Here is a 19,023-nt window from a genome sequence, read left to right as displayed (position 1 = left end):
ATCGTGTCCCAGCGGGCGGTTGATTCCGTCAGCGTCCTGACCGCGGACGCGGTAGGAAACCAGCAGGCCACGGCCGGTGCCGTCACGAGCTACACCGCCACCGACGGTGACCTCCAGGGCGCGGCGGCAGCCGGTTGCCAGGCGCCGGCCAACGACCTGTGGCTGTTGGGAGCGAACACTTCGCTGGGGCGGACGGCGGTCCTCCACCTCAGCAACGCCTCCAGTACTCCGGCCACCGTCAGCCTGGATCTGTATGGCGCGGCGGGCCAGATCCAGGCGCCCGGCAGCAGGGGACTCCTGGTTGCGCCGGGGACCACCCGTTCAATCGTGCTGGCAGGAATAGCTCCTGACCAGGACAAGCTCAGCATCCGCGCCCGCAGCGCCGGCGGGCCGGTCACCGCCATCATCCAGCAAAGCGTCCTCAGGGGGCTCACCCCCGGCGGCGTGGACTTCATTGTGCCCGGGGCGGCCCCGGCCACCCGGCAGGTGATGTCCGGAGTGGACATCCAGGATCCGGCGTCGGCCAGGACACTCACCGCCAAACAGGGGTTTGCTGACGCCGCCGCGGCGCTCCAGATCGCTGTACCGGGACCCGCGGACGCCGTGGTGGAAATCAAGCTTTACGGACGCGACGGCCAAAAGGCACTGCCGGGCGGCGGCGTGGTGACGGCCAAGGGCGGGTCCGTGACCGAGGTTTCGTTGGCCGGGGTACCAGCCGGGCAGTACACCGTGGCAGCCAGTTCCGACGTGTCGTTTACAGCTGCTTCGCGGGTCACCCGCGGGCTCACATCAACCAGCGCCACGGACTTCGCCTGGTCGCCGTCGGCGGCCAGGCTTGGCAGCCAGCACGTGGTCACGGTACCGCGCAGTGGTGATCGGTACCTGGTCCTGGGCGTACCGGAGGGCCGGGCCAAGATCACTTACACGCCCATCACGGCCGACGGAAAGGTCCGCGCAGCCGCCACGGCCGACATCGCCGGCGGCACCACGGCCCTCATCAAGGTTCCTGGCGAAGTGAACGCCGCTGCGGTGCTGGGCTACGTCGTGTCCGCGTCCGGCGATGCTGCCTATGGCACAGTGCTGCTGGAGGAGGACGGGCGTGCGGACATCGCGACGGTGGCGGTGGCCCCGGGCGCGGCGGGCCAGGAGCAGGTTGCGGTAAAGCTGGGCTACTAGCGGCAGGCTAGTAGCGGCGCCGGTAGACGGGGTCCAGCGTTTCCGGTGCAACGCCCAGCATTTCGGCGGTGCGCTCCACGACGACGTCGTGGACCAGGTCCTGGAGTTCCTCCCGGCTTGAACAGGCGTTCTCGATGACCCGCCGGTAGAGCGTGATCACCGGACCTTCGTCCGCCGTGGCGGGCTCATACAGGCCCATCGGTGCGGGGGACCGGTCCGCGACCAGCTGTTCCAGGCCCTGCGGGATCTCATCAACAGCGAACCTGACCCCGTCCAAGGGTTTTCCCCAGATGTCGTGCAGGCGCTGGGCGGAATCCATGACCATCTCGTCGAAGCGGTCTGATCGGGTGCGGTATCCCGGCAGTGTGGGCAACATCAGTTCGCCGCGCAGGCCCCTGCCGTGGCGGTTCCGGCGGCGCTCCCGGAAGCCCTTCCCGCGGACCGCTCCCGAGGGCGCGGCGTTGTCCGCCGGCTGGCCGGCTCCCGGGTCAGCCAACCGGACCGTAAAACCCGGAACGAGGTGCGATTGCTGCATACATTGACTCTAAACCCGCCGCCTGAATTACGCGACATAACCCGAAACGCCACACTGACCGACTCCGCATTCCGCGACACCGGAAAACGGTACGGACCTGAATGCAGGGCACGGCTGCGAACGGGGAGTAGTCTGTGATGTCGTGGGTGCTATTCGTCAATGTTCTAGATCAGCCTGCCGCAACTCTGCGGTGGCAACTCTGACGTACGTCTATGCGGATTCCACGGCAGTCCTTGGTCCGCTGGCAACATACGCCGAGCCCCATTGTTACGATTTGTGCGAACAGCATGCGGGATCCCTCACGGTGCCCCGGGGCTGGGAAGTGCTGCGCCTGGCCATGCCGACGACGCCCCCGCAACCGGGACCCGATGACCTTTTGGCCCTTGCCAACGCCGTCCGGGAGGCGGCATTGCGGCCGTCCGCCGCGGACCCCGTGCCGGGCCAGCGTTCAGTGCATGCCGCGCTCGAGGCCCCGCCGGCTGCCGAGGGCGCCCGCAGGGGACACCTGCGCATCCTCCGCGAACCGTCCTAAGCCGCGGTAGCGCCGGGAAGCTTGTACGCTGGAAGCTGCAAATCCATCGGCCACCGGCGCCTGCTGCGGCGCCCATCAGGGAGCATCCACCATGCCAAAGATCAGTCCTGACCTGTTGTCTGTCCTGCGTTGCCCCGTGACCGGCTCACCGCTGGTGCAGGACGGCGACGAACTCGTCTCGACCGCCGCCGGCGAGGCCGGGGAAAAGCTGCGCTACGCCATCGAGGACGGCATTCCGCTGCTGCTGCCGCCGGAACTTGTCTCCGCAGCGAACGCTGCGTCGTCGGACCAGCACGACGGCGGCCTGAACTTCCCGTAGTTCGCCGAACGGACACACCATTCTTCCGTTCCAGTAATTTTCCGGATCCAACACAAGGACTCATATGACTTTCGACTACAAGGTTGCCGACATTTCCCTGGCTGAGGCCGGCCGCCACCAGATCCGCCTCGCAGAGCACGAGATGCCGGGACTGATGTCCCTGCGCGAAGAGTTCGGCGCCAGTCAGCCGCTCAAGGGTGCCCGGATTGCCGGTTCCCTCCACATGACGGTCCAGACCGCCGTGCTGATTGAGACGCTCACCGCCTTGGGTGCCGAGGTCCGCTGGGCGTCCTGCAACATCTTCTCCACCCAGGACGAAGCCGCTGCCGCCGTTGTGGTGGGCAACGGCACGGCTGAGGACCCGCAGGGCGTTCCGGTCTTCGCGTGGAAGGGGGAGACCCTCGAGGAATACTGGTGGACTGCCGAGCAGATCCTCACCTGGCCCGGCGCAGACAGCAACCCGGACCTTGGTCCGAACATGATCCTCGACGACGGCGGCGACGCCACCATGCTGGTGCACAAGGGCGTGGAGTTCGAAGCCCTGGGGTCCGTCCCGGCCGCGGCAGAGGACGAGTCCGATGAAGGTCGCGTTTTCCTCGACGTCCTGCGGGCCTCGCTGGCAGCCGATGCGCAGAAATGGACCCGCATCGGCTCCCGCCTGCTCGGCGTCACGGAAGAGACCACCACCGGCGTACACCGCCTCTACCAGCTGGCGGAGCAGGGCAAGCTGCTTTTCCCGGCCATCAACGTCAACGACTCGGTGACCAAGAGCAAGTTCGACAACAAGTACGGCATCCGCCATTCGCTGCCGGACGGCATCAACCGCGCCACGGACGTCCTGATGGGCGGCAAGATCGCTGTCGTCTGCGGCTATGGCGACGTCGGCAAGGGCGCCGCGGAGGCCTTCCGCGGCCAGGGTTCACGGGTGATCGTCACCGAAATCGACCCGATCTGTGCATTGCAGGCAGCCATGGACGGCTACCAGGTGGCGAAGTTGGAGAGCGTCCTGAGCGAAGGTCACATCTTCATCACCACCACCGGTAACAAGGACGTCATCATGGCCGAGCACATGGCCGGAATGCGTGACAAGGCCATCGTCGGAAACATCGGACACTTCGACAACGAAATAGACATGGCCGGCCTGGCCCGGATTCCCGGCATCAAGAAGGTCGAAATCAAGCCGCAGGTGCACGAATGGGTACTCGACGAGGGAACAGCCCAGGAACGGTCCATCATCGTCCTCTCCGAAGGCCGCCTGCTGAACCTGGGCAACGCCACCGGCCACCCCTCGTTCGTGATGAGCAACTCGTTCGCGAACCAGACCATCGCGCAGATCGAACTCTTCACCAAGCGGGACCAGCCCGAGGGCGAACGGGAATATGACAATCAGGTCTACGTGCTGCCGAAGATCCTCGACGAGAAGGTCGCCCGGCTCCACCTGGACGCCCTGGGCGTGGAGCTGACGGAACTGTCCAAGGAGCAGGCCGAATACCTGGACCTGGACGTTGCCGGTCCGTACAAGCCGGACCACTACCGCTACTAAGGGCGGCCCACCCGGGCGGGCCGTGGGGCCCGCCCGGCGTGCGGTAAAATCATTGGGGGCTAATCACGGGCCTGTCGGGGGACATGGAGAAGGTCATGACTGAAGTCCACAAGCGGAAAACCATGAAGATCTTGGGCGTCGTCGCCATTTGTGCTGCGGTCGCTGCCGGCGGCATCGGCGTCGCCACGGCACCCAGCTGGGCGGAGCCCGCTTTCCAGTCGGAGTCGTCCGCCCCGGTCCGGAACGAACCGGGCCTGGCTTCTCCCGTGGTCAAGGCCGTCGAGCTCGGCGTGACTCCCACTGACCGCGCCGCGGGTGTTAACCCCGCCGTCGCACCGTCCGTCAAAGCCGTCAACGGAACGGTGAAGGACGTTGTCCTGGCAACTGCAGACGGCGGCGAGCCGGTCAAGGGCACGCTCAGCCCCGACGGTTCCACCTGGACCGCCCTGGACCCGTTGGAGTTCAACGCGGCTTACGAGTACGCCTTCACGATCGTGGACCAGGCGGGCCGCGAAACGAAGAAGAACCAGACTTTCACCACCGTGGCCACGGCCAACGAGGCCGACGCCGCCGTCTACCCGCAGAACGGTTCCACCGTGGGTTCGGGCCAGCCGATTGAAATCGTCTTCTCCGAGCCGGTCCTGAACAAGGAGGCCATGGAGAAAGCCGTCACGGTCACCTCGTCGTCGGGCCAGGCTGTGGCCTGGCGCTGGTATTCGGACCAGCGTGTGCGCATCCGGCCCGAGGCGTTCTGGGCTTCCGGAAGCCAGGTCACTGTCGACCTGAAGCTGTTCGGTGTGGATTTCGGGAACAAGATGGTCGGCAACATGGATGCCAAGGTCAGTTTCAAGGTGGGCCCTCAGCGCGTCGCGATTGTGGACGACGTCACCAAGACCATGAAGGTCTACTTCGACGGACAGCTGGTCAAAACAGCTCCCGTGACCCTGGGCGACGCCGAATGGCTCTCGCCCACCGGGTACGCCGTGATCATGGAACAGGAACGCCATTCCAAGTTCAACGCCGGAAGCATCGGCCTGAAGCCCGGGGACAAAGGCTATTACCCGCCGCTGACCGTGGAATACGCCAACAGGCTCACGTCGTCAGGCGTCTACGTCCACCAGGCCCTCGAATCGGCCTGGAGCTCGGTGGGCAAGGTCAACGTTTCGCACGGCTGCGTCGGACTGCTGCCGGCGGACGCGGCCTGGTTCTTCAACAACATGAAGACGGGCGACGTCGTGCAGACCCTCAACACCGGCGCTCCGCCGGTGGAACCGCTGGAGGGCTACGGCGACTGGAACATCCCCTGGGCGCAGTACGCCAAGCGGTAGGACACGCAACCTACCGGGTGTCCCGGGCGTAGGGAAGGCGGTTCAGCCGTTCCCCCACGCCCGTGCTCCGTGCCCGTGACCGCGTCAACCGGCCCAGTTCCCGTTCGCGGCGTTCCACCAGGACTGCAGCGAGGTACTCTTCCGGGCCGGTACCGCCGGGCGGTGGCGGGGCGACGGACGCTGAAACCTCCGTGGCCAGTGACACCGCCATGGAGGCGCGCGACGCCGGCGACATCCGGCCCGCCTGGCGGATGAACTGCGCCGAGCGGCGGGCTACGGCGTCCGGTATCCGGCCGATGTCAGCCAGCGCTGCCCAGGACCTCAGGTGCGGCGGCACGAACGGGACGAACGGCGGTTCCGCCGGGACCCGGCGCCGGAGAGAGTAGGTTCCCGCCACAACGTCGCCGAGTCGCTTGGACTTGTCGTTGAACAGCGCGACGGCGATGGCCAGGCCGCCGAACGTCAGGTAAATCTCCAGGAAACCGATCAGGCCGCGGATCACGGCGTGACGGAAACGGATGGCGCCGCCGTCGTCCCGTACTATCCGGAGTCCGGCCGCCAACTTCCCCAGCGAGAGGCCGCGGGTGAGGGTTTCCACGGCCACCGGGAGGATCACGAAGCAGAAAACCACGCTGACCAGCATTAGGGTGCGCGCTGCCGCTCCGTCAAGGTCGTTGAAGGCGGAGGTGATCACCGCCATCATCACCATAAGGAGCACGACGTTCGCCGCCACATCCAGAATCAGGCCCAGCGCCCGCGCGGCGAATGACGCCGGGCGGAGCTCGAGTACAACTGCTTCACCTGTGATGATCGAGCTCAAGCCGGGTCCCCGTTCCCTACACGCCGCCTACGGACGCTCACAGTCTAATCCGGGGCGCGCTAGGGTGGTGCCGTGGACATCGATGCGTTCTCCGCGGTTAACGGGGACAAATGGGCGCGGCTCTACGCGCTGGCATACAAGCGGCGGCTGAACGGAAGCGAAGCCGATGAACTGCTGCGGCTCTACCAGGCCACGTCGGCGCACCTTTCCCTGCTCCGCTCGGTTGCCCCCGAAAGCGGGCTTTCTGCGTCCTTGTCCGCCACACTGGCCCAGGCCCGTACACGTTTCACCGGGGCACGGTCCAACTTCATGGACGACCTCGCCCGGTTCTTCGTCATCGCGCTGCCGGCTGCCTTGTACCGGATCCGCTGGCTGACCGTCTGGTGCGGGCTGGTGTTCTGCCTGGTGGCGGGCGCCTACGCACTGTGGATCTCGACGTCCCCTGATGCGCTCCGGGCCCTCGGCTCGGACGCGACCATCAAGCAGTACGTCGAAGAGGATTTCATCGACTACTACTCGGAAAATCCTGCCGCGTCGTTCGCCGGTGCCGTCTGGACCAACAACGCGTGGATCTCCGCCCAGGCGGTTGCCTTGGGAATCACCGGGTTCTGGGTTCCCATGATCCTCTTTGGCAACGCCCAGGCTCTGGGCGTCGCGGCGGGTGTCTTCGCTGCCGTCGGCAAATCTGATGTCTTCTTCAGCTACATCCTGCCGCACGGTTTGATGGAGCTCACCGCAGTGTTCGTGGCCTGCGCGGGAGGCCTGAAGATCTTCTGGGCGCTGGTCTCACCCGGACCCCGGACCCGGGGGCAGGCAGTGGCGGCGGAAGGACGCTCGCTGATCACCGTGGCCCTGGGTCTCGTCCTGGTGCTGTTCGTCTCCGGCCTCGTGGAAGGGTTCGTCACCCCCAGCAGCCTTCCGGTGTGGGCCAAGATCAGCATCGGCGCGGCAGTTCTGGCTGCCTACTGGGTCTATGTCCTGGTGTGGGGTAGACGTGCCTACCGCTCCGGGGCCCGCGGTGACCTGCAAAGCGCCGACGCGGGATACACGGCGTCGGCTGCCTGAAGACTCTCCGGAACGGGGTGGCACCTGCCGCCGCGGAGTGCCTGACGGTAGGCTCATCAGGAGATAAGTAGCGTTGCCTCATGTGCCCGGCGACGCGGACGCCTACGGAAGTGAAACTGCAGTGACTGAGAAGACGCCCAACCCGTCGAACCGGCAGGATCCCCCTCTGGATCCGGCCGACGACACCGACGAACCCGCGTTCGACTGGATGAGACCCGCCGCTGCGGGAACAGGTATAGCGGGAACAGGTACAGCGGGCGCAGGCACGGCGGCAACGGGACCAATTCCTGCCGGCAAATCGCCTTCTGACGCGGCCCCTGAGGCAGGCAAGGACCAGCCGGCAGCGTCCGCCGGCACCGCTCCTGCGCCCCGGGCCGGTGCCACTGCACCCCGGGCCGGTGCCACTGCACCCCGGGCCGGTGCCACTGCACCCCGGGCCGGCGCCCCTGCGCCCCAGGCCGGGAGCCGCGCCGACCGCAAGGCCGCGGAGGCCGCCGTCGAACCTGCCGCCGAACCGCAGGGGAGGGGGACACATTTCCGGGAACCCCTGCCCACCTCCGCCCTCCAGGTGCGTCCGCCGCAGGACGAAGTGGAGCGCCGGAACGCCGAACGGGAGCTGGCGAACAATACCAAGCCCGTCCTGCCCCGCGTGATGCAGGTCCTTCTCGCTGTCTTCTACCCGCTGATCCTTCTGGTCCTCGCCGTCCGGGCCGTCACCAGTCCGTTGTTTCTCTGGGTGGAATACAACCGTCCCGGCTTCCCCGGCGACGGCTACGGCTTTAGCACGGATGACCGCATGACGTACGGGTCCTATGCGGTGGACTACCTGAGTAACTGGTCCGGCCCGCGGTACCTTGGCGAACTTGTGAACCGCAGCGGCGATGCGTTGTTCCAGGAGGGCGAAGTCAGCCACATGGCGGACGTCAAACTGGTCATCCTGTCCGCTTTCGCCGGCGGCGCGCTGCTGATCCTGCTGAGCATTATCGCCATCATCTACCTGCGCCGCCGCAGCACCGGCGGGGTCCGGCGCGGCCTTTTTGCCGGCTCCATTGTCACCCTGGTGATCATCCTCGGGCTGGGCACCCTGGCGGCGCTGGGCTGGCAGCAGTTCTTCACTGAGTTCCACCGGATCTTCTTCGCCAACGGGACCTGGACCTTTGCCCTGGACGACACCCTCATCCGGCTCTTCCCGGGACAGTTCTGGGTTGACGCCGGAATCGTCATCGGCGCCCTGGTCCTGATTGCCTCCGTTGTGACCCTGATTCTCACCTGGCCCACCCGGAAGCGCCGCGGCCTTGCCGATGACAAGACCGCTGGCACGAACGATGACAAGACCGCTGACACGAACGAGGGCAAGACTGCGGCTAAGAACGCGGACGTGCCCGCTTAGCGGTATAGGCCGTTGATGTGTGCCTCGTAGTCGCGGACGACGGCGGCACGCTTGAGTTTCAGTGACGGCGTCAGGTGACCTGACTCAACCGTGAAATCGGCATCCAGCAGGACGAAGCTGCGGATCGATTCGGCTTTCGAAACCAGCAGGTTGGCCTGGTCGATCGCGACCTGGACCGCCTCCCGGACCCGGGCATCGGATGTTGCTTCGGCAACGCCCATCACCGGAATCCGCTGCGCCGAGCACCAGTTCTCCAGGCCGTCCGGGTCGAGATTGACCAGTGCGGAGACGAAGGGCCGCCCGTCGCCCACCACCACGGCCTGGGCCACGAGCTGATGCTCCCGGATCTTTTCCTCAAGCGGGCCAGGGGCCACGTTCTTGCCGCCGGCGGTAACGAGGAGGTCCTTCTTGCGGCCGGTGATGGTCAGGAAGCCGTCTTCGTCCAGCGACCCGAGGTCTCCGGTGCGGAAGAACCCGTCCACGAACGCTTCCGCGTTGGCGGCCTCGTTGGCGTGGTAGCCCTTGAAGACGCCGATGCCCTTGACCAGGATCTCGCCGTCGTCGGCCACCCGGATGGTGGTACCGGGCACGGGAATTCCCACAGTCCCCACTTTGGTGCGCGACGGGGTGTTGGCTGTGCAGGGGGCAGTGGTCTCGGTGAGGCCGTAGCCTTCCAGGACGGGAATCCCGGCGCCGCGGAAGAAGTGCGCATCGTTGGAGCTCAGCGGGCTGGCGCCGGAGACGGTGTACCTGACCTGTCCGCCGAAAGCCTGGCGGAGTTTGGGATAGAGCAGCCGGTCGAACACGGCGTGCTTGGCGCGGAGTACAAAGCCGGGTGCGCTGCCTTGTCCGCGGGCCGCGGCGTCAAGCGCCGTTGAGTAGTCCACGGCCACAGCGGAAGCGGCCGCGAAGAGCCGTCCCTTTCCGGCCAGGGCGGCCTTGTGGGCGGCACCCGCATAGATCTTCTCGAAGATCCTGGGCACCACCAGCAGGAACGTGGGCTTGAACGTGGCCAGGTCCTCCAGCAGCTGGGCGGCGCTGGACGTGTGGCCCAGGGTTGCCCCGGCGCTGAGGCACACCACCTGGACGGCTCGGGCCAGTACGTGGGCAAGGGGCAGGAACATCAGCGTCCGCGCGTTCTCCTGCCGCAGGATCTCGGGAAGGAACCCCACGATATTGGTGGCCACGAGTGCGAAGTTGCCGTGGGTTATCTCGCAGCCCTTGGGCTTGCCGGTGGTTCCGGAGGTGTACACCAGCGAGGCGACGTCGGCCAGGCCCGCCGTACTGCGGTGCCGCTCCAGCTCTGCATCAGTGACGCCGGCGCCGGCGGCGGCGAGGCTCGACAGGTTGGGTGCCCCGCCGTCGTCGTCCATCCGCACAACACTTACCACGGCGTCGCCGAGCAGCTCGGAGTGGGCCAGGACCCCGCCGACGAGCTCCGCCTTGGCGGGGTCCTCTACGAACACCCTGCGTGCGCCGGAGTCATGCAGGATCCATTCGACCTGGCCCGCCGAAGAGGTTTCATACACCGGAACGGTCACGCCGCCGGCGAACCAGATGGCGAAGTCCACCAGCGTCCACTCATAGCGGGTACCGGACATCACAGCGACGGTGTCGCCGGGCGCCAGGCCCCCTGCGATCAGCCCCTTGGCCAGTGCCACGACCCTGTCCAGGAACTGTTGGACGGAGACATCAACCCAGCCGTTGGGTCCCTTGCGGGCATAAACGGCATGGGACGGGTCCTTGGCGAGCTGCTCGAGCAGCAGGTCGGTCACGTTGCTGTCCTGATCCAGCTCCACGAGCAGTTCAGTGCTTGCTTCTCTCACAGCCAGTCTCCGTTCCAGATCCGTGATTTGCTTTGCCGGCGGCGGTTCCATCCACCGGTTCCATCGCCCGCGGCACCCCTGCCATACTGCCCTAGATCCAGGACGGCATCCACATCCGGAACCGCCAGTCCTGGTAGGGAATGATTTCCGCCGTCCAGATGGGATAGAAGAACGCCGAGAGAAGCACCGCAGCGGCCACAAACAGTGCAACGAGGTAAAGCCCGGAGCGGCGGCGCCACAACGGGTCCTGCCGCCGCCCAAGCACCAGGCCCAAACAATATGTCAGGGCGAGTACCAGGAACGGTTCGAAGGACACGGCGTAAAAAGTGAACATGGTGCGTTCCGGATACAGGAACCACGGAAGGTAGCCCGCGCCGACCCCGGCCAGGATGGCGCCGGCCCGCCAGTCGCGGCGCCCGGCCCACCAGAACAGCAGAATCACCAGGGAAACCGTGGCACTCCACCAGATCAGGGGATTGCCAACCGAAAGGATGGCTGAGGTGCAGTTGGCAACGTCGCAGCCCGGGCTTCCCTGCTTGGGGGACTCGTAGAAGAACGACGTGGGCCGGCCCATCACCAGCCAGCTCCAGGCGCTGGCCTCGTAGGGGTGGTCCGAGCTGAGTCCCTGATGGAACTTGTACGCTTCCAGGTGGTAGTGGGCCAGGGACCTTAGGGGCCCCGGGATCCAGCCCCACTGGGCTGACGGGTTGGTGTCGGCCCAATGGCGGAAGTACGCGTCCTTCGACTGGAACCAGCCGGTCCAGGCGGACACATACACGAGGCCGGCGACCGGAATGATGCTGAGGAAAGCGGGAATTCCGTCCTTGATGATGCCGGCGCTGATCCAGCCCCGGATGCCGGCGATGCGGCGCGCGCTCAGGTCCCAGAAGACGGTCAGGAGGCCGAAGCCGGCCATGAAAAACAGCGCGGACCACTTGGTGCCCGCGGCGAGGCCCAGGCAGACGCCCGCCGCGATGCGCCACCAGCGGATGCCGAGCCACGGCCCGGAAACCAGCTGGACCACGGAAGGCCTGCCTCCCACGGCAGCGGCGGCCTGGCGCCCCAGCCTGGCGGCCAACCGGCGTCGGCCGTCGTCGCGGTCCATCAGGAGCGCACCGAAAGCGGCGAGCAGCCAGAACATCAGGAAGATGTCCAGCAGGGAGGTCCTGGACATCACCAGGTGGTGGCCGTCCACTGCCAGCAGGAGTCCTGCCACGGCCCCGAGAGTCAGCGAATGGAAGAGTTTCTGCGCGATCAGGGCGATCAGGAGGATGGACAGCGTCCCGGTCAAGGCGGCGCCGAACCGCCAGCCCAGCGGGTTGTCCGGGCCAAACAGCCACATTCCTGCGGCTATCATCCATTTGCCCACAGGCGGGTGCACCACATATTCGGGGGAGGACAGGATGACGCCGGGGTTCCCCGCCACGAAGGATTCGTTGGCCTTGTCCGGCCAGCTGCGTTCGTACCCGCTGACCAGCAGCGAATAGCCGTCCTTGACATAGTAGGTTTCGTCGAACACCAGGCTGCGCGGACTGTCGAGGCGGACGAAGCGGAGGATGCCGCCGATCGCGGCGGTGAAGGCCGGAATGAGCCAGAACCAGAGCCGAAGCGACGGCGGATAGTCGCGCCAGGAGCGGATGCCGCCCAACAGCCGTTCCTGCAGGGCGCTTTCCGTGAACGCTTCCTGCGGCCGGCGGATCCACCGGTGCCCCTCAAGGTTGCGTCCCGGAGTCCCGGACGCCGGCTTGTCCGGGGTGGCCGGGCGGGCCTCGACAGGAGGTACGGAGGTCTGCGTCACGTGCCCATGCTACCTTTTGGCGCTGGAAGAGCCTGCCAGCAGTAGGCTGGTCGTGTGGACCAACAACTCAGTACTTCCCGCGCGAGCGGCTCCGATGACGCCGGCACTCATTCAGAGGGAGGCCCCGCCACGGCGGCAGGTGAGGCCGCAGGTGCGGTTGCAGCGGCAGGTTTGACAGCGGCGGGTCCGACGCCGGAGGACGCGGCGGGTGCCACGGACGAGGCATGGGTTCCGGCCGCGGAACCGGCAGCCCGCCCCGTGGACGGAAGGCCCGGCCGGATAGTGCTCGCCGCGACGCCCATCGGCAATGTCGGCGACGCCTCCCCCCGGCTGGTGGAACTTCTCACGACGGCTGACATCGTCGCCGCCGAAGACACCAGGCGCCTGCACCGGCTGGTGCAGAACCTTGGCGTAGCCGTGGCCGGACGGATCATCAGCTACCACGAACACAACGAGGCCGCGAAGACCGCCGAACTTTTGGATCAGGTGCGGGCCGGGAAGACCCTCGTGATGGTGACCGACGCCGGAATGCCTGCTGTCTCGGATCCGGGTTTCCGGCTCGTCGAGGGTGCGGTGGCGGCCGGCCTGACGGTCACCGCGGTACCGGGGCCTTCCGCGGTCCTGACAGCACTCGCGCTGTCCGGACTCCCCACGGATCGTTTCTGTTTTGAAGGATTCCTTCCCCGGAAGGCAGGCGAACGTGCCTCCCGGCTGTCCGAACTCGACGCCGAACGCCGGACCATGGTCTTCTTCGAGGCGCCCCACCGGCTGGAACCGATGCTCCGGGCGCTGCGCGAGCGGTTCGGCGGCGCCCGGCCGGCCGCAGTGTGCCGTGAGCTGACCAAAACCTATGAAGAAGTCATCCGCGGCACGCTGGGCGACCTGCTTCAATGGGCGGAAAGCAACGAGGTGCGCGGCGAGATTGCCGTGGTGGTGGGCGGCGCCCCGGAACGCGAGCCGGGCAAGCCGGAGGACCACGTGGCCGCCGTCAACGGCCTGATTGCCCAGGGCATCAGGCTGAAGGAAGCCGTGGCGGCCGTCGCGGAGGACGCCAAGATCAGCAAGCGGGAACTCTATTCCGCGGTGCTGGCCGCCCGCTAAACACCGGTCCACGGGCTTGTGCAGCTGCACAGCAAAGTCCGGAGTGCACAGTGCGCGCATGCATAGACGCTCCTGAGCGGCCGGCAGTACCGTGGCTGTAAAGCAGCCAAGTGCTGAACCCATCCCCAACCCGAATTGCTGACGAGGGAGTCATCGTGACTGCAACTGCACAGCCCACTGTTACTGCGGAGCGCGAGAGCGAGCTGCTGGCCTCTGTTCCCACCGGACTGCTGATCAACGGCGAATGGCGCCCGGCGGCGTCCGGGAAGACGTTCGACGTCGAGGACCCCGCCACCGGCAAGGTCCTGCTCAGCATCGCTGACGCCGGCCCCGAGGACGGCAAGGCCGCTTTGGACGCTGCCGCTGCCGCCCAGGATTCCTGGGCGAAGGTCCCGGCGCGTGAGCGCGGGGAGATCCTGCGCCGTGCGTTCGAGATGGTCACCGCCCGCGCGGAGGACTTCGCGCTGCTGATGACCCTGGAAATGGGCAAGCCGCTGGCGGAGGCCCGCGGTGAAGTCACCTACGGTGCCGAGTTCCTGCGCTGGTTCTCCGAGGAAGCCGTCCGTGCCTTCGGCCGCTACTCGGTGTCCCCGGACGGCAAGTCCCGGCTGCTGGTCACCAAGAAGCCCGTGGGTCCGTGCCTGCTGATCACGCCGTGGAACTTCCCTCTGGCGATGGCCACCCGCAAGATCGCCCCCGCCGTGGCTGCCGGCTGCACCATGGTGCTCAAGTCCGCGAACCTGACACCCCTGACCTCCCAGCTGTTCGCGGCCGTGATGCAGGAAGCCGGGCTGCCCGCCGGTGTGCTGAACGTCATCCCGACCTCGACGGCCGGTGCCACCACCGGCCCGCTGATCAAGGACTCGAGGCTGCGGAAGCTCTCCTTCACCGGCTCCACCGAGGTGGGCCGCCGGCTGCTCTCGGACGCGTCCGAGACCGTGCTGCGGACCTCGATGGAACTCGGCGGCAACGCCCCGTTCGTGGTGTTCGAGGACGCCGACGTTGACGCGGCCGTGGCCGGGGCCATGCTGGCGAAGCTCCGGAACATGGGCGAGGCCTGCACCGCGGCGAACAGGTTCATCGTGCACGAGTCCGTTGCGGACGAGTTCGCGGAGAAGTTCGCCGCGAAAATGGCTGACATGACCACCGCCCGCGGCACCGAGCCGGAGTCCAAGGTGGGACCGCTGATCGATGCCAAGAGCCGGGACAAGGTCCACGAGCTCGTCTCCGACGCCGTGGCCTCCGGCGCCGTGGCCGTTGCCGGCGGCGGACCGGTGGACGGGCCGGGCTACTTCTACCAGCCCACCATCCTCAAGGGCGTCACCGAGGGCACCCGGATCCTGTCCGAGGAAATCTTCGGACCCGTCGCGCCGATCATCACCTTCGACAGCGAAGACGAAGCGGTCCGGCTGGCCAATAACACCGAATACGGCCTGGTGGCCTACGTCTTCACCCGCGACCTGAACCGCGGCATCCGGATGGGCGAACGCCTCGAAACCGGCATGCTCGGCCTGAACGCCGGCGTCGTGTCCAACGCAGCCGCCCCGTTCGGCGGCGTGAAGCAGTCCGGCCTGGGCCGCGAAGGCGGCCTGGAGGGCATCGAGGAATACCTCTACACCCAGTACATCGGCATCGCCGACCCCTACGCAGGCTAATCCTCCGGGAGGCTAATCAGCAGGCTAGCCCTGCCGCAGCCTTCGCAGGCCGTCGCGCACCGTCCGCCAGGACCGCGCGGCGGCCTGCGCCGTTATGGCGACGGCCCTCCCGATCCCGCGGAGCGGGGCGGAGGCGGTGCGCCCCCACCGGTTCATGACCGACGGCGGCAGCCACTCCGCCCGCAACCGCCGGGCAGGCCGTGCATGGCTCCGCAGGGATGCCTGAATTGCGGCTATCCTGTCGGCCGCCGAAGGCCCCGAAGGCACGTCGGACCCTTCGGCGACGCCGCCAGGCCGGCCGTACTGGTGGCGTTCAAAATCCGCGGTGAGTGACGCAACTGCGCGGGCGCCGGCGTCGTCCGGCCGGTCCGGTTCGCCAAGCGCACCCGAACCGCGAAGCCGGCTGGAGAAGTGCCGGGGGGTTTCGCTGAGGCCGGGGGACAGGCCGTAGTCGGTGGCCAGGTCCCGCAGTTCGGCCCAGGCTGCCTCGGCCGTGGTGACGCCGGCGGATGGTGCGCCCCTGAGCCGCCGGGACCGCAGGCCCGCGCGCAGCAGCCGGGGGGACGCCGCGACCAGGGCAAGGACCAGGATCCCGGCGCTTAGGTAGAGCGGCATCGTGAGCGGGTGCCCTGTTTCACCGGCCGAATCCAGTCCCGGCAGCGGAGCCTGGGTGGCACCCGGTGTCGCTGGCGGCGTAGCGGCATTGGACGGGATGAGGTCGTCGTTGTTTTCGTTGGTGCTGGCACCGCCCGGGGTGAAGGCCTGCGACGCGTAGTCCGGCACCACTCCACGCGAAGGGGTGGGTTCGAATGCAACCCAGCCGAGGCCCTGGAAGTAGAGCTCTGGCCAGGCGTGCGCGTCCCGGGAATCAACTTCGTATTCAGTCAGTGCGCCCTGTCCGGGAACCGAAACCGTGGCACCCGTGGACCGCCCCGGGGCGTAGCCCACGGCAATGCGGCTAGGGATCCCCTCCAGCCGGGCCATGACCGCCATAGCCGAGGCGAAATGGATGCAGTAACCGCTCTTTTGGGTCAGGAAGTCCGCGAGGACGGAGAGCCCGTTGCCGTCGTATCCGCCCTGGACCGGGGACTGCAGGGAGTACGTGAACTCGACCGAGCGCAGGTAGTTCTGGATGGCCATCGCCTTGGCGTACGCGGTCCCGCTTCCCTCGGTCACGGCATCCGCTGTGCTGCGCACAATGTCCGGAACGTTGTTGGGCGGGCGGATGAACTCCTCCGGGATCCCGCGTACAGGCGCCGAGGACCGGGACAGGAGCTCCGGCGTGAGCCGGGGGGCGGTGGACTGCACCAGGTATTGCTGGTTCCGCGAGTTGGTGTCCACGCCCTTGATGCTCAGGGTGGCGGGATCCCAGCTCCACCGTCCATCCAGGCCGTTGACCGCGTCCGGAGCGTACGGCACCGGCAGGTACGGGCTGGTGAAACGGCCGGTGTTGACTGCTGTCACCTGGCGGACCTGCTCGTCAGCAAGGATCTCGTTTCCGGCGTCCATCCTCCCCACCCCTACACGGCGGGAAGCATCGCGGTCGTCCGGTGACCACGAGTCGCCGTCGAACCGGTCCACCGTGACGGACCGCAGGTACGGGGGCCTGCTGCCGCTGGTGGCATAGGTGATGCGTCCGTCACCGGAGGGACTCCGCAAGCTGTTGCCCAGGCTGATCATGGGGTTCAGTCCGGTGGACGAACCCCACGGATTCAGCCGCGAACCTTGCGGGAAGGTGCCCTGGTCGAAGCCCGGAACGGCAAGGGGGAGGAGAAGCGTGATCACCAGCGCCATGCCGCCTGTGATGGCAGCGCGGCGGAACTGTCCCGGATTGCGGGCGGTGTCGGCCGGGGTGCGGTTGTCCGGAGCGAACCACTGGCTGCAGGCCAGGATCATCAGGTAGCCGGCAGCGGCGGCGGCAAATCCCCACAGGCCAACGCTCTGCGGTTTGACCATGGCCGGCACCACCAGGATGGCCACGAGGCCCAGCCCGCTGGTTGCCGGAAGGGCCAACGGCACAGCGAGGGCATCGACCAGGATGACCACCAGCCCCAGGACCGCGCACGTCACCAGGACTATGCCGGCGTTGGGAGCAACCGGGGAGCTTTCCGCCAGGACCGTCTCGCTTGCCCGCCGCAAGTACCTGCCGAGCTGCTCCATGGTGTCCCCGGATGGAATGAACCCGGCGATGCTGTACCTGCGGAAGAACGTGAAAGTCAGGATGAAGACGAGGGACGCAAAGCCGCCCAGCGCCACAAGGAACGGCTGCGCGCGCAGCGACCTCAGGGCAGCCATGGCCAGGGCAACAACGCAGACCGTGGTCAGCACCGGAGGATACCAGGCCCATCCCCGCAGCACCCCGTTCAGGGAGAGGGCTGAGCCGGCGACTGCGAGGGCGACCGCGGCAGCCATGACCCACGGCTGTGCCCCGGCCCGACGCGACCGGGCGTCCGGCGTCTGTGATGGTGCAAGGACTTCAGGGCTGCGGCCGGCCTCCTGGCCGGGACCGGAATGCCGCTGGGGGGTCATGGTCATCGGCTGACTCCCGTTCCGCGGCGGACGTCTGCGGCGGCCGTGGCGGCGGCCGCATCACGCTGGTCGAAAAAGGACCACGCCGCCGGCACTGATGTGCCGGGGGAAACCGCCACTGCCCGCCAGCCTCCCGACCTCAGCGATTCAAGGGCATCCTGGCACTCGCCCGGATGGTCGGTGACGATCATCGCGAACGCGTTGGCCCCGAACCCGGCGGCGGCTGACAGCGAGCGTGCCTCTGCCGCCTGCAGATGTCCCAGGATGGCCATCACAGGGCCGCGCTGGCGGTGTGCTGCGAGCTTGTCCATGAGCCGGTCGTCGAAGGGGTGCGGCCCGGATTCGGGAGCCGCATGGTGCGCGGCATGGTGGGCGCCGGAGAGTTGAATCGCCGCCAGGCTCTCGGCAATGGACTGCAGTCCGGCGGACCCGGTGTATTCCTCGGCCTCAGGTTCAGGGGCCGAGGGCGAATGCAGGAACGCAGGCTCTCCCGCCGGATCGAGGAGGCGCAGGGCGTAGTTCCGTTCCGCCAGGTGGGCGCTGACCGACATGGTGGCCGTCACCGCCCATTCGAAGGCCTCGCTGGTCACCAGTTCGTGGCCGTCCTCCCCGGAGGTGGCGGAAAAGGCGGCGCCCGGGCCGCGCACAAACGCCGACCACCGCTGGTCCAGGATGATGGTGGCCTCGGGCGTGGTCACGGATTCTTCCTGTCGCACCATCAGGGCGCCATGCCTGGCCGTTGCGGCCCAGTGCACCCGCCGCATGGGGTCTCCATGGCGGTATTCGCGGGTCATGACGTCGTCGTCGCTGGGATTTGCCCGGATCCAGGTGGCCGTGACTCCGTCGTTGCCGCGGGCGCCGGCAAGGCCCGTCGCGGGGAGTTCGACGGCGGCAGGCGTCACGGTGAGAGTGTCGCCGTCGTCGATCGCGTGGCGGTGCAGCGAGAGACCGAAGGGGTCGGTGAACTCCGCGGTCACCGGTCCGATAACGAACTGTCCCCGTTTGCCGGAACGGAGGTGGTATTCATAGCGGCTGGTCCCGCCAACGGCCGAGCGGGACGGGAACCTGAACGCGGGCGATTCGCCGAAGCGGGTCGGAAGGTGTTCCTCCATGACTACGTGTCCGGTGGCCACTCCGGTCCTGGCCACCGCAAGCCGCACGATGGTTGTCGATGAAGTTTCCACGCTGGCGGGGTTGAACTCCCGGTACACCTTGAACCTGGGCTTCAGGATGCGGATTCCTGCCAGCGCGACCAGCGGGAGGACTATCAGCAGGATGCCCAGCGTGAGCAGGTCGCGGCGGCCCATGACCTGCGCGGCCAGCAGGGAGACCACGCCGGAAGCCAGCATCCCCCAGCCCCGTGTGCTGAAGAGGTGTCCCGGGAGCCTGTCCGTGAGGGCCATCGT

The 19,023-nt window shown here is 67.3% G+C and carries 15 protein-coding genes; 9 read left to right on the top strand and 6 right to left on the bottom strand.

Annotated elements, in window-relative coordinates:
• On the top strand, positions 1 to 1,176 hold a 1,176-nt coding region (locus tag WMN78_RS10430; RefSeq protein ID WP_340533676.1), incomplete at its 5' end, for a DUF5719 family protein.
• Positions 1,177 to 1,183: 7 nt separating this feature from the next.
• On the opposite strand, the gene WMN78_RS10425 is transcribed toward WMN78_RS10430, so the two are convergent.
• Positions 1,184 to 1,711 carry a metallopeptidase family protein gene (locus WMN78_RS10425; protein ID WP_340533675.1) on the bottom strand — a complete coding sequence of 176 codons (528 nt, stop codon included), beginning with the start codon at positions 1,709 to 1,711 and terminating at the stop codon, positions 1,184 to 1,186.
• A gap of 142 nt (positions 1,712 to 1,853) precedes the next feature.
• Here WMN78_RS10425 and WMN78_RS10420 point away from each other — a divergent pair, with 142 nt between their 5' ends.
• From WMN78_RS10420 to WMN78_RS10405, 4 genes are all read left to right on the top strand, one after another.
• The gene (locus WMN78_RS10420; RefSeq protein WP_340533674.1) at positions 1,854 to 2,243 is read left to right on the top strand and encodes a DUF3499 domain-containing protein; all 390 of its coding nucleotides are present in this window, start codon (positions 1,854 to 1,856) and stop codon (positions 2,241 to 2,243) included.
• A gap of 91 nt (positions 2,244 to 2,334) precedes the next feature.
• On the top strand, positions 2,335 to 2,562 hold the full coding sequence (locus WMN78_RS10415) for a Trm112 family protein (RefSeq protein ID WP_340533673.1): 228 nt from the start codon (positions 2,335 to 2,337) through the stop codon (positions 2,560 to 2,562).
• A gap of 64 nt (positions 2,563 to 2,626) precedes the next feature.
• On the top strand, positions 2,627 to 4,105 hold the full coding sequence (ahcY, locus tag WMN78_RS10410) for an adenosylhomocysteinase (protein ID WP_340533672.1): 1,479 nt from the start codon (positions 2,627 to 2,629) through the stop codon (positions 4,103 to 4,105).
• 95 nt (positions 4,106 to 4,200) lie between these two features.
• The gene (locus tag WMN78_RS10405) at positions 4,201 to 5,433 is read left to right on the top strand and encodes a L,D-transpeptidase (RefSeq protein ID WP_340533671.1); all 1,233 of its coding nucleotides are present in this window, start codon (positions 4,201 to 4,203) and stop codon (positions 5,431 to 5,433) included.
• A 10-nt stretch (positions 5,434 to 5,443) separates the two neighbouring features.
• On the opposite strand, the gene WMN78_RS10400 is transcribed toward WMN78_RS10405, so the two are convergent.
• Positions 5,444 to 6,253 carry an RDD family protein gene (locus tag WMN78_RS10400; protein ID WP_340533670.1) on the bottom strand — a complete coding sequence of 270 codons (810 nt, stop codon included), beginning with the start codon at positions 6,251 to 6,253 and terminating at the stop codon, positions 5,444 to 5,446.
• Positions 6,254 to 6,325: 72 nt separating this feature from the next.
• Between WMN78_RS10400 and WMN78_RS10395 the strand changes: the two genes are divergently transcribed.
• Together WMN78_RS10395 and WMN78_RS10390 are read left to right on the top strand one after the other, a co-directional pair.
• Entirely contained in the window at positions 6,326 to 7,318 is a 993-nt protein-coding gene (locus tag WMN78_RS10395; RefSeq protein ID WP_340533669.1) for a stage II sporulation protein M, read from the top strand.
• 121 nt (positions 7,319 to 7,439) lie between these two features.
• A complete protein-coding gene (locus tag WMN78_RS10390) occupies positions 7,440 to 8,708 on the top strand; it encodes a TIGR01906 family membrane protein (RefSeq protein ID WP_340533668.1) in 1,269 nt (422 codons plus the stop codon).
• On the opposite strand, the gene WMN78_RS10385 is transcribed toward WMN78_RS10390, so the two are convergent.
• Together WMN78_RS10385 and WMN78_RS10380 are read right to left on the bottom strand one after the other, a co-directional pair.
• On the bottom strand, positions 8,705 to 10,534 hold the full coding sequence (locus WMN78_RS10385) for an AMP-dependent synthetase/ligase (protein WP_340533667.1): 1,830 nt from the start codon (positions 10,532 to 10,534) through the stop codon (positions 8,705 to 8,707). The two genes, WMN78_RS10390 and WMN78_RS10385, sit on opposite strands and share 4 nt — an antisense overlap.
• 91 nt (positions 10,535 to 10,625) lie before the next feature.
• Positions 10,626 to 12,332: a dolichyl-phosphate-mannose--protein mannosyltransferase gene (locus WMN78_RS10380; protein WP_340533666.1), complete on the bottom strand. Its 1,707-nt coding sequence runs from the start codon at positions 12,330 to 12,332 to the stop codon at positions 10,626 to 10,628.
• Between the two features lie 258 nt (positions 12,333 to 12,590).
• Here WMN78_RS10380 and rsmI point away from each other — a divergent pair, with 258 nt between their 5' ends.
• Together rsmI and WMN78_RS10370 are read left to right on the top strand one after the other, a co-directional pair.
• The gene (gene rsmI / locus WMN78_RS10375; protein WP_340533682.1) at positions 12,591 to 13,433 is read left to right on the top strand and encodes a 16S rRNA (cytidine(1402)-2'-O)-methyltransferase; all 843 of its coding nucleotides are present in this window, start codon (positions 12,591 to 12,593) and stop codon (positions 13,431 to 13,433) included.
• Positions 13,434 to 13,588: 155 nt separating this feature from the next.
• The gene (locus tag WMN78_RS10370; protein WP_340533665.1) at positions 13,589 to 15,088 is read left to right on the top strand and encodes an NAD-dependent succinate-semialdehyde dehydrogenase; all 1,500 of its coding nucleotides are present in this window, start codon (positions 13,589 to 13,591) and stop codon (positions 15,086 to 15,088) included.
• Between the two features lie 24 nt (positions 15,089 to 15,112).
• Here the strand turns inward: WMN78_RS10370 and WMN78_RS10365 are convergent, their stop codons facing one another.
• A complete protein-coding gene (locus tag WMN78_RS10365) occupies positions 15,113 to 17,623 on the bottom strand; it encodes a transglutaminaseTgpA domain-containing protein (protein ID WP_340533664.1) in 2,511 nt (836 codons plus the stop codon).
• Positions 17,620 to 19,020 carry a DUF58 domain-containing protein gene (locus WMN78_RS10360; protein ID WP_340533663.1) on the bottom strand — a complete coding sequence of 467 codons (1,401 nt, stop codon included), beginning with the start codon at positions 19,018 to 19,020 and terminating at the stop codon, positions 17,620 to 17,622. Before WMN78_RS10360 ends, WMN78_RS10365 begins: the two co-directional genes overlap by 4 nt.
• Between the last annotated feature and the right edge of the window lie 3 nt (positions 19,021 to 19,023).

Origin of the sequence: Arthrobacter oryzae (assembly GCF_037911235.1) — a bacterium.
Lineage (GTDB): Bacteria > Actinomycetota > Actinomycetes > Actinomycetales > Micrococcaceae > Arthrobacter > Arthrobacter oryzae_E.
Note: the sequence above shows the minus strand (reverse complement) of the source record. Positions and strands in the feature narration are given on the sequence as shown.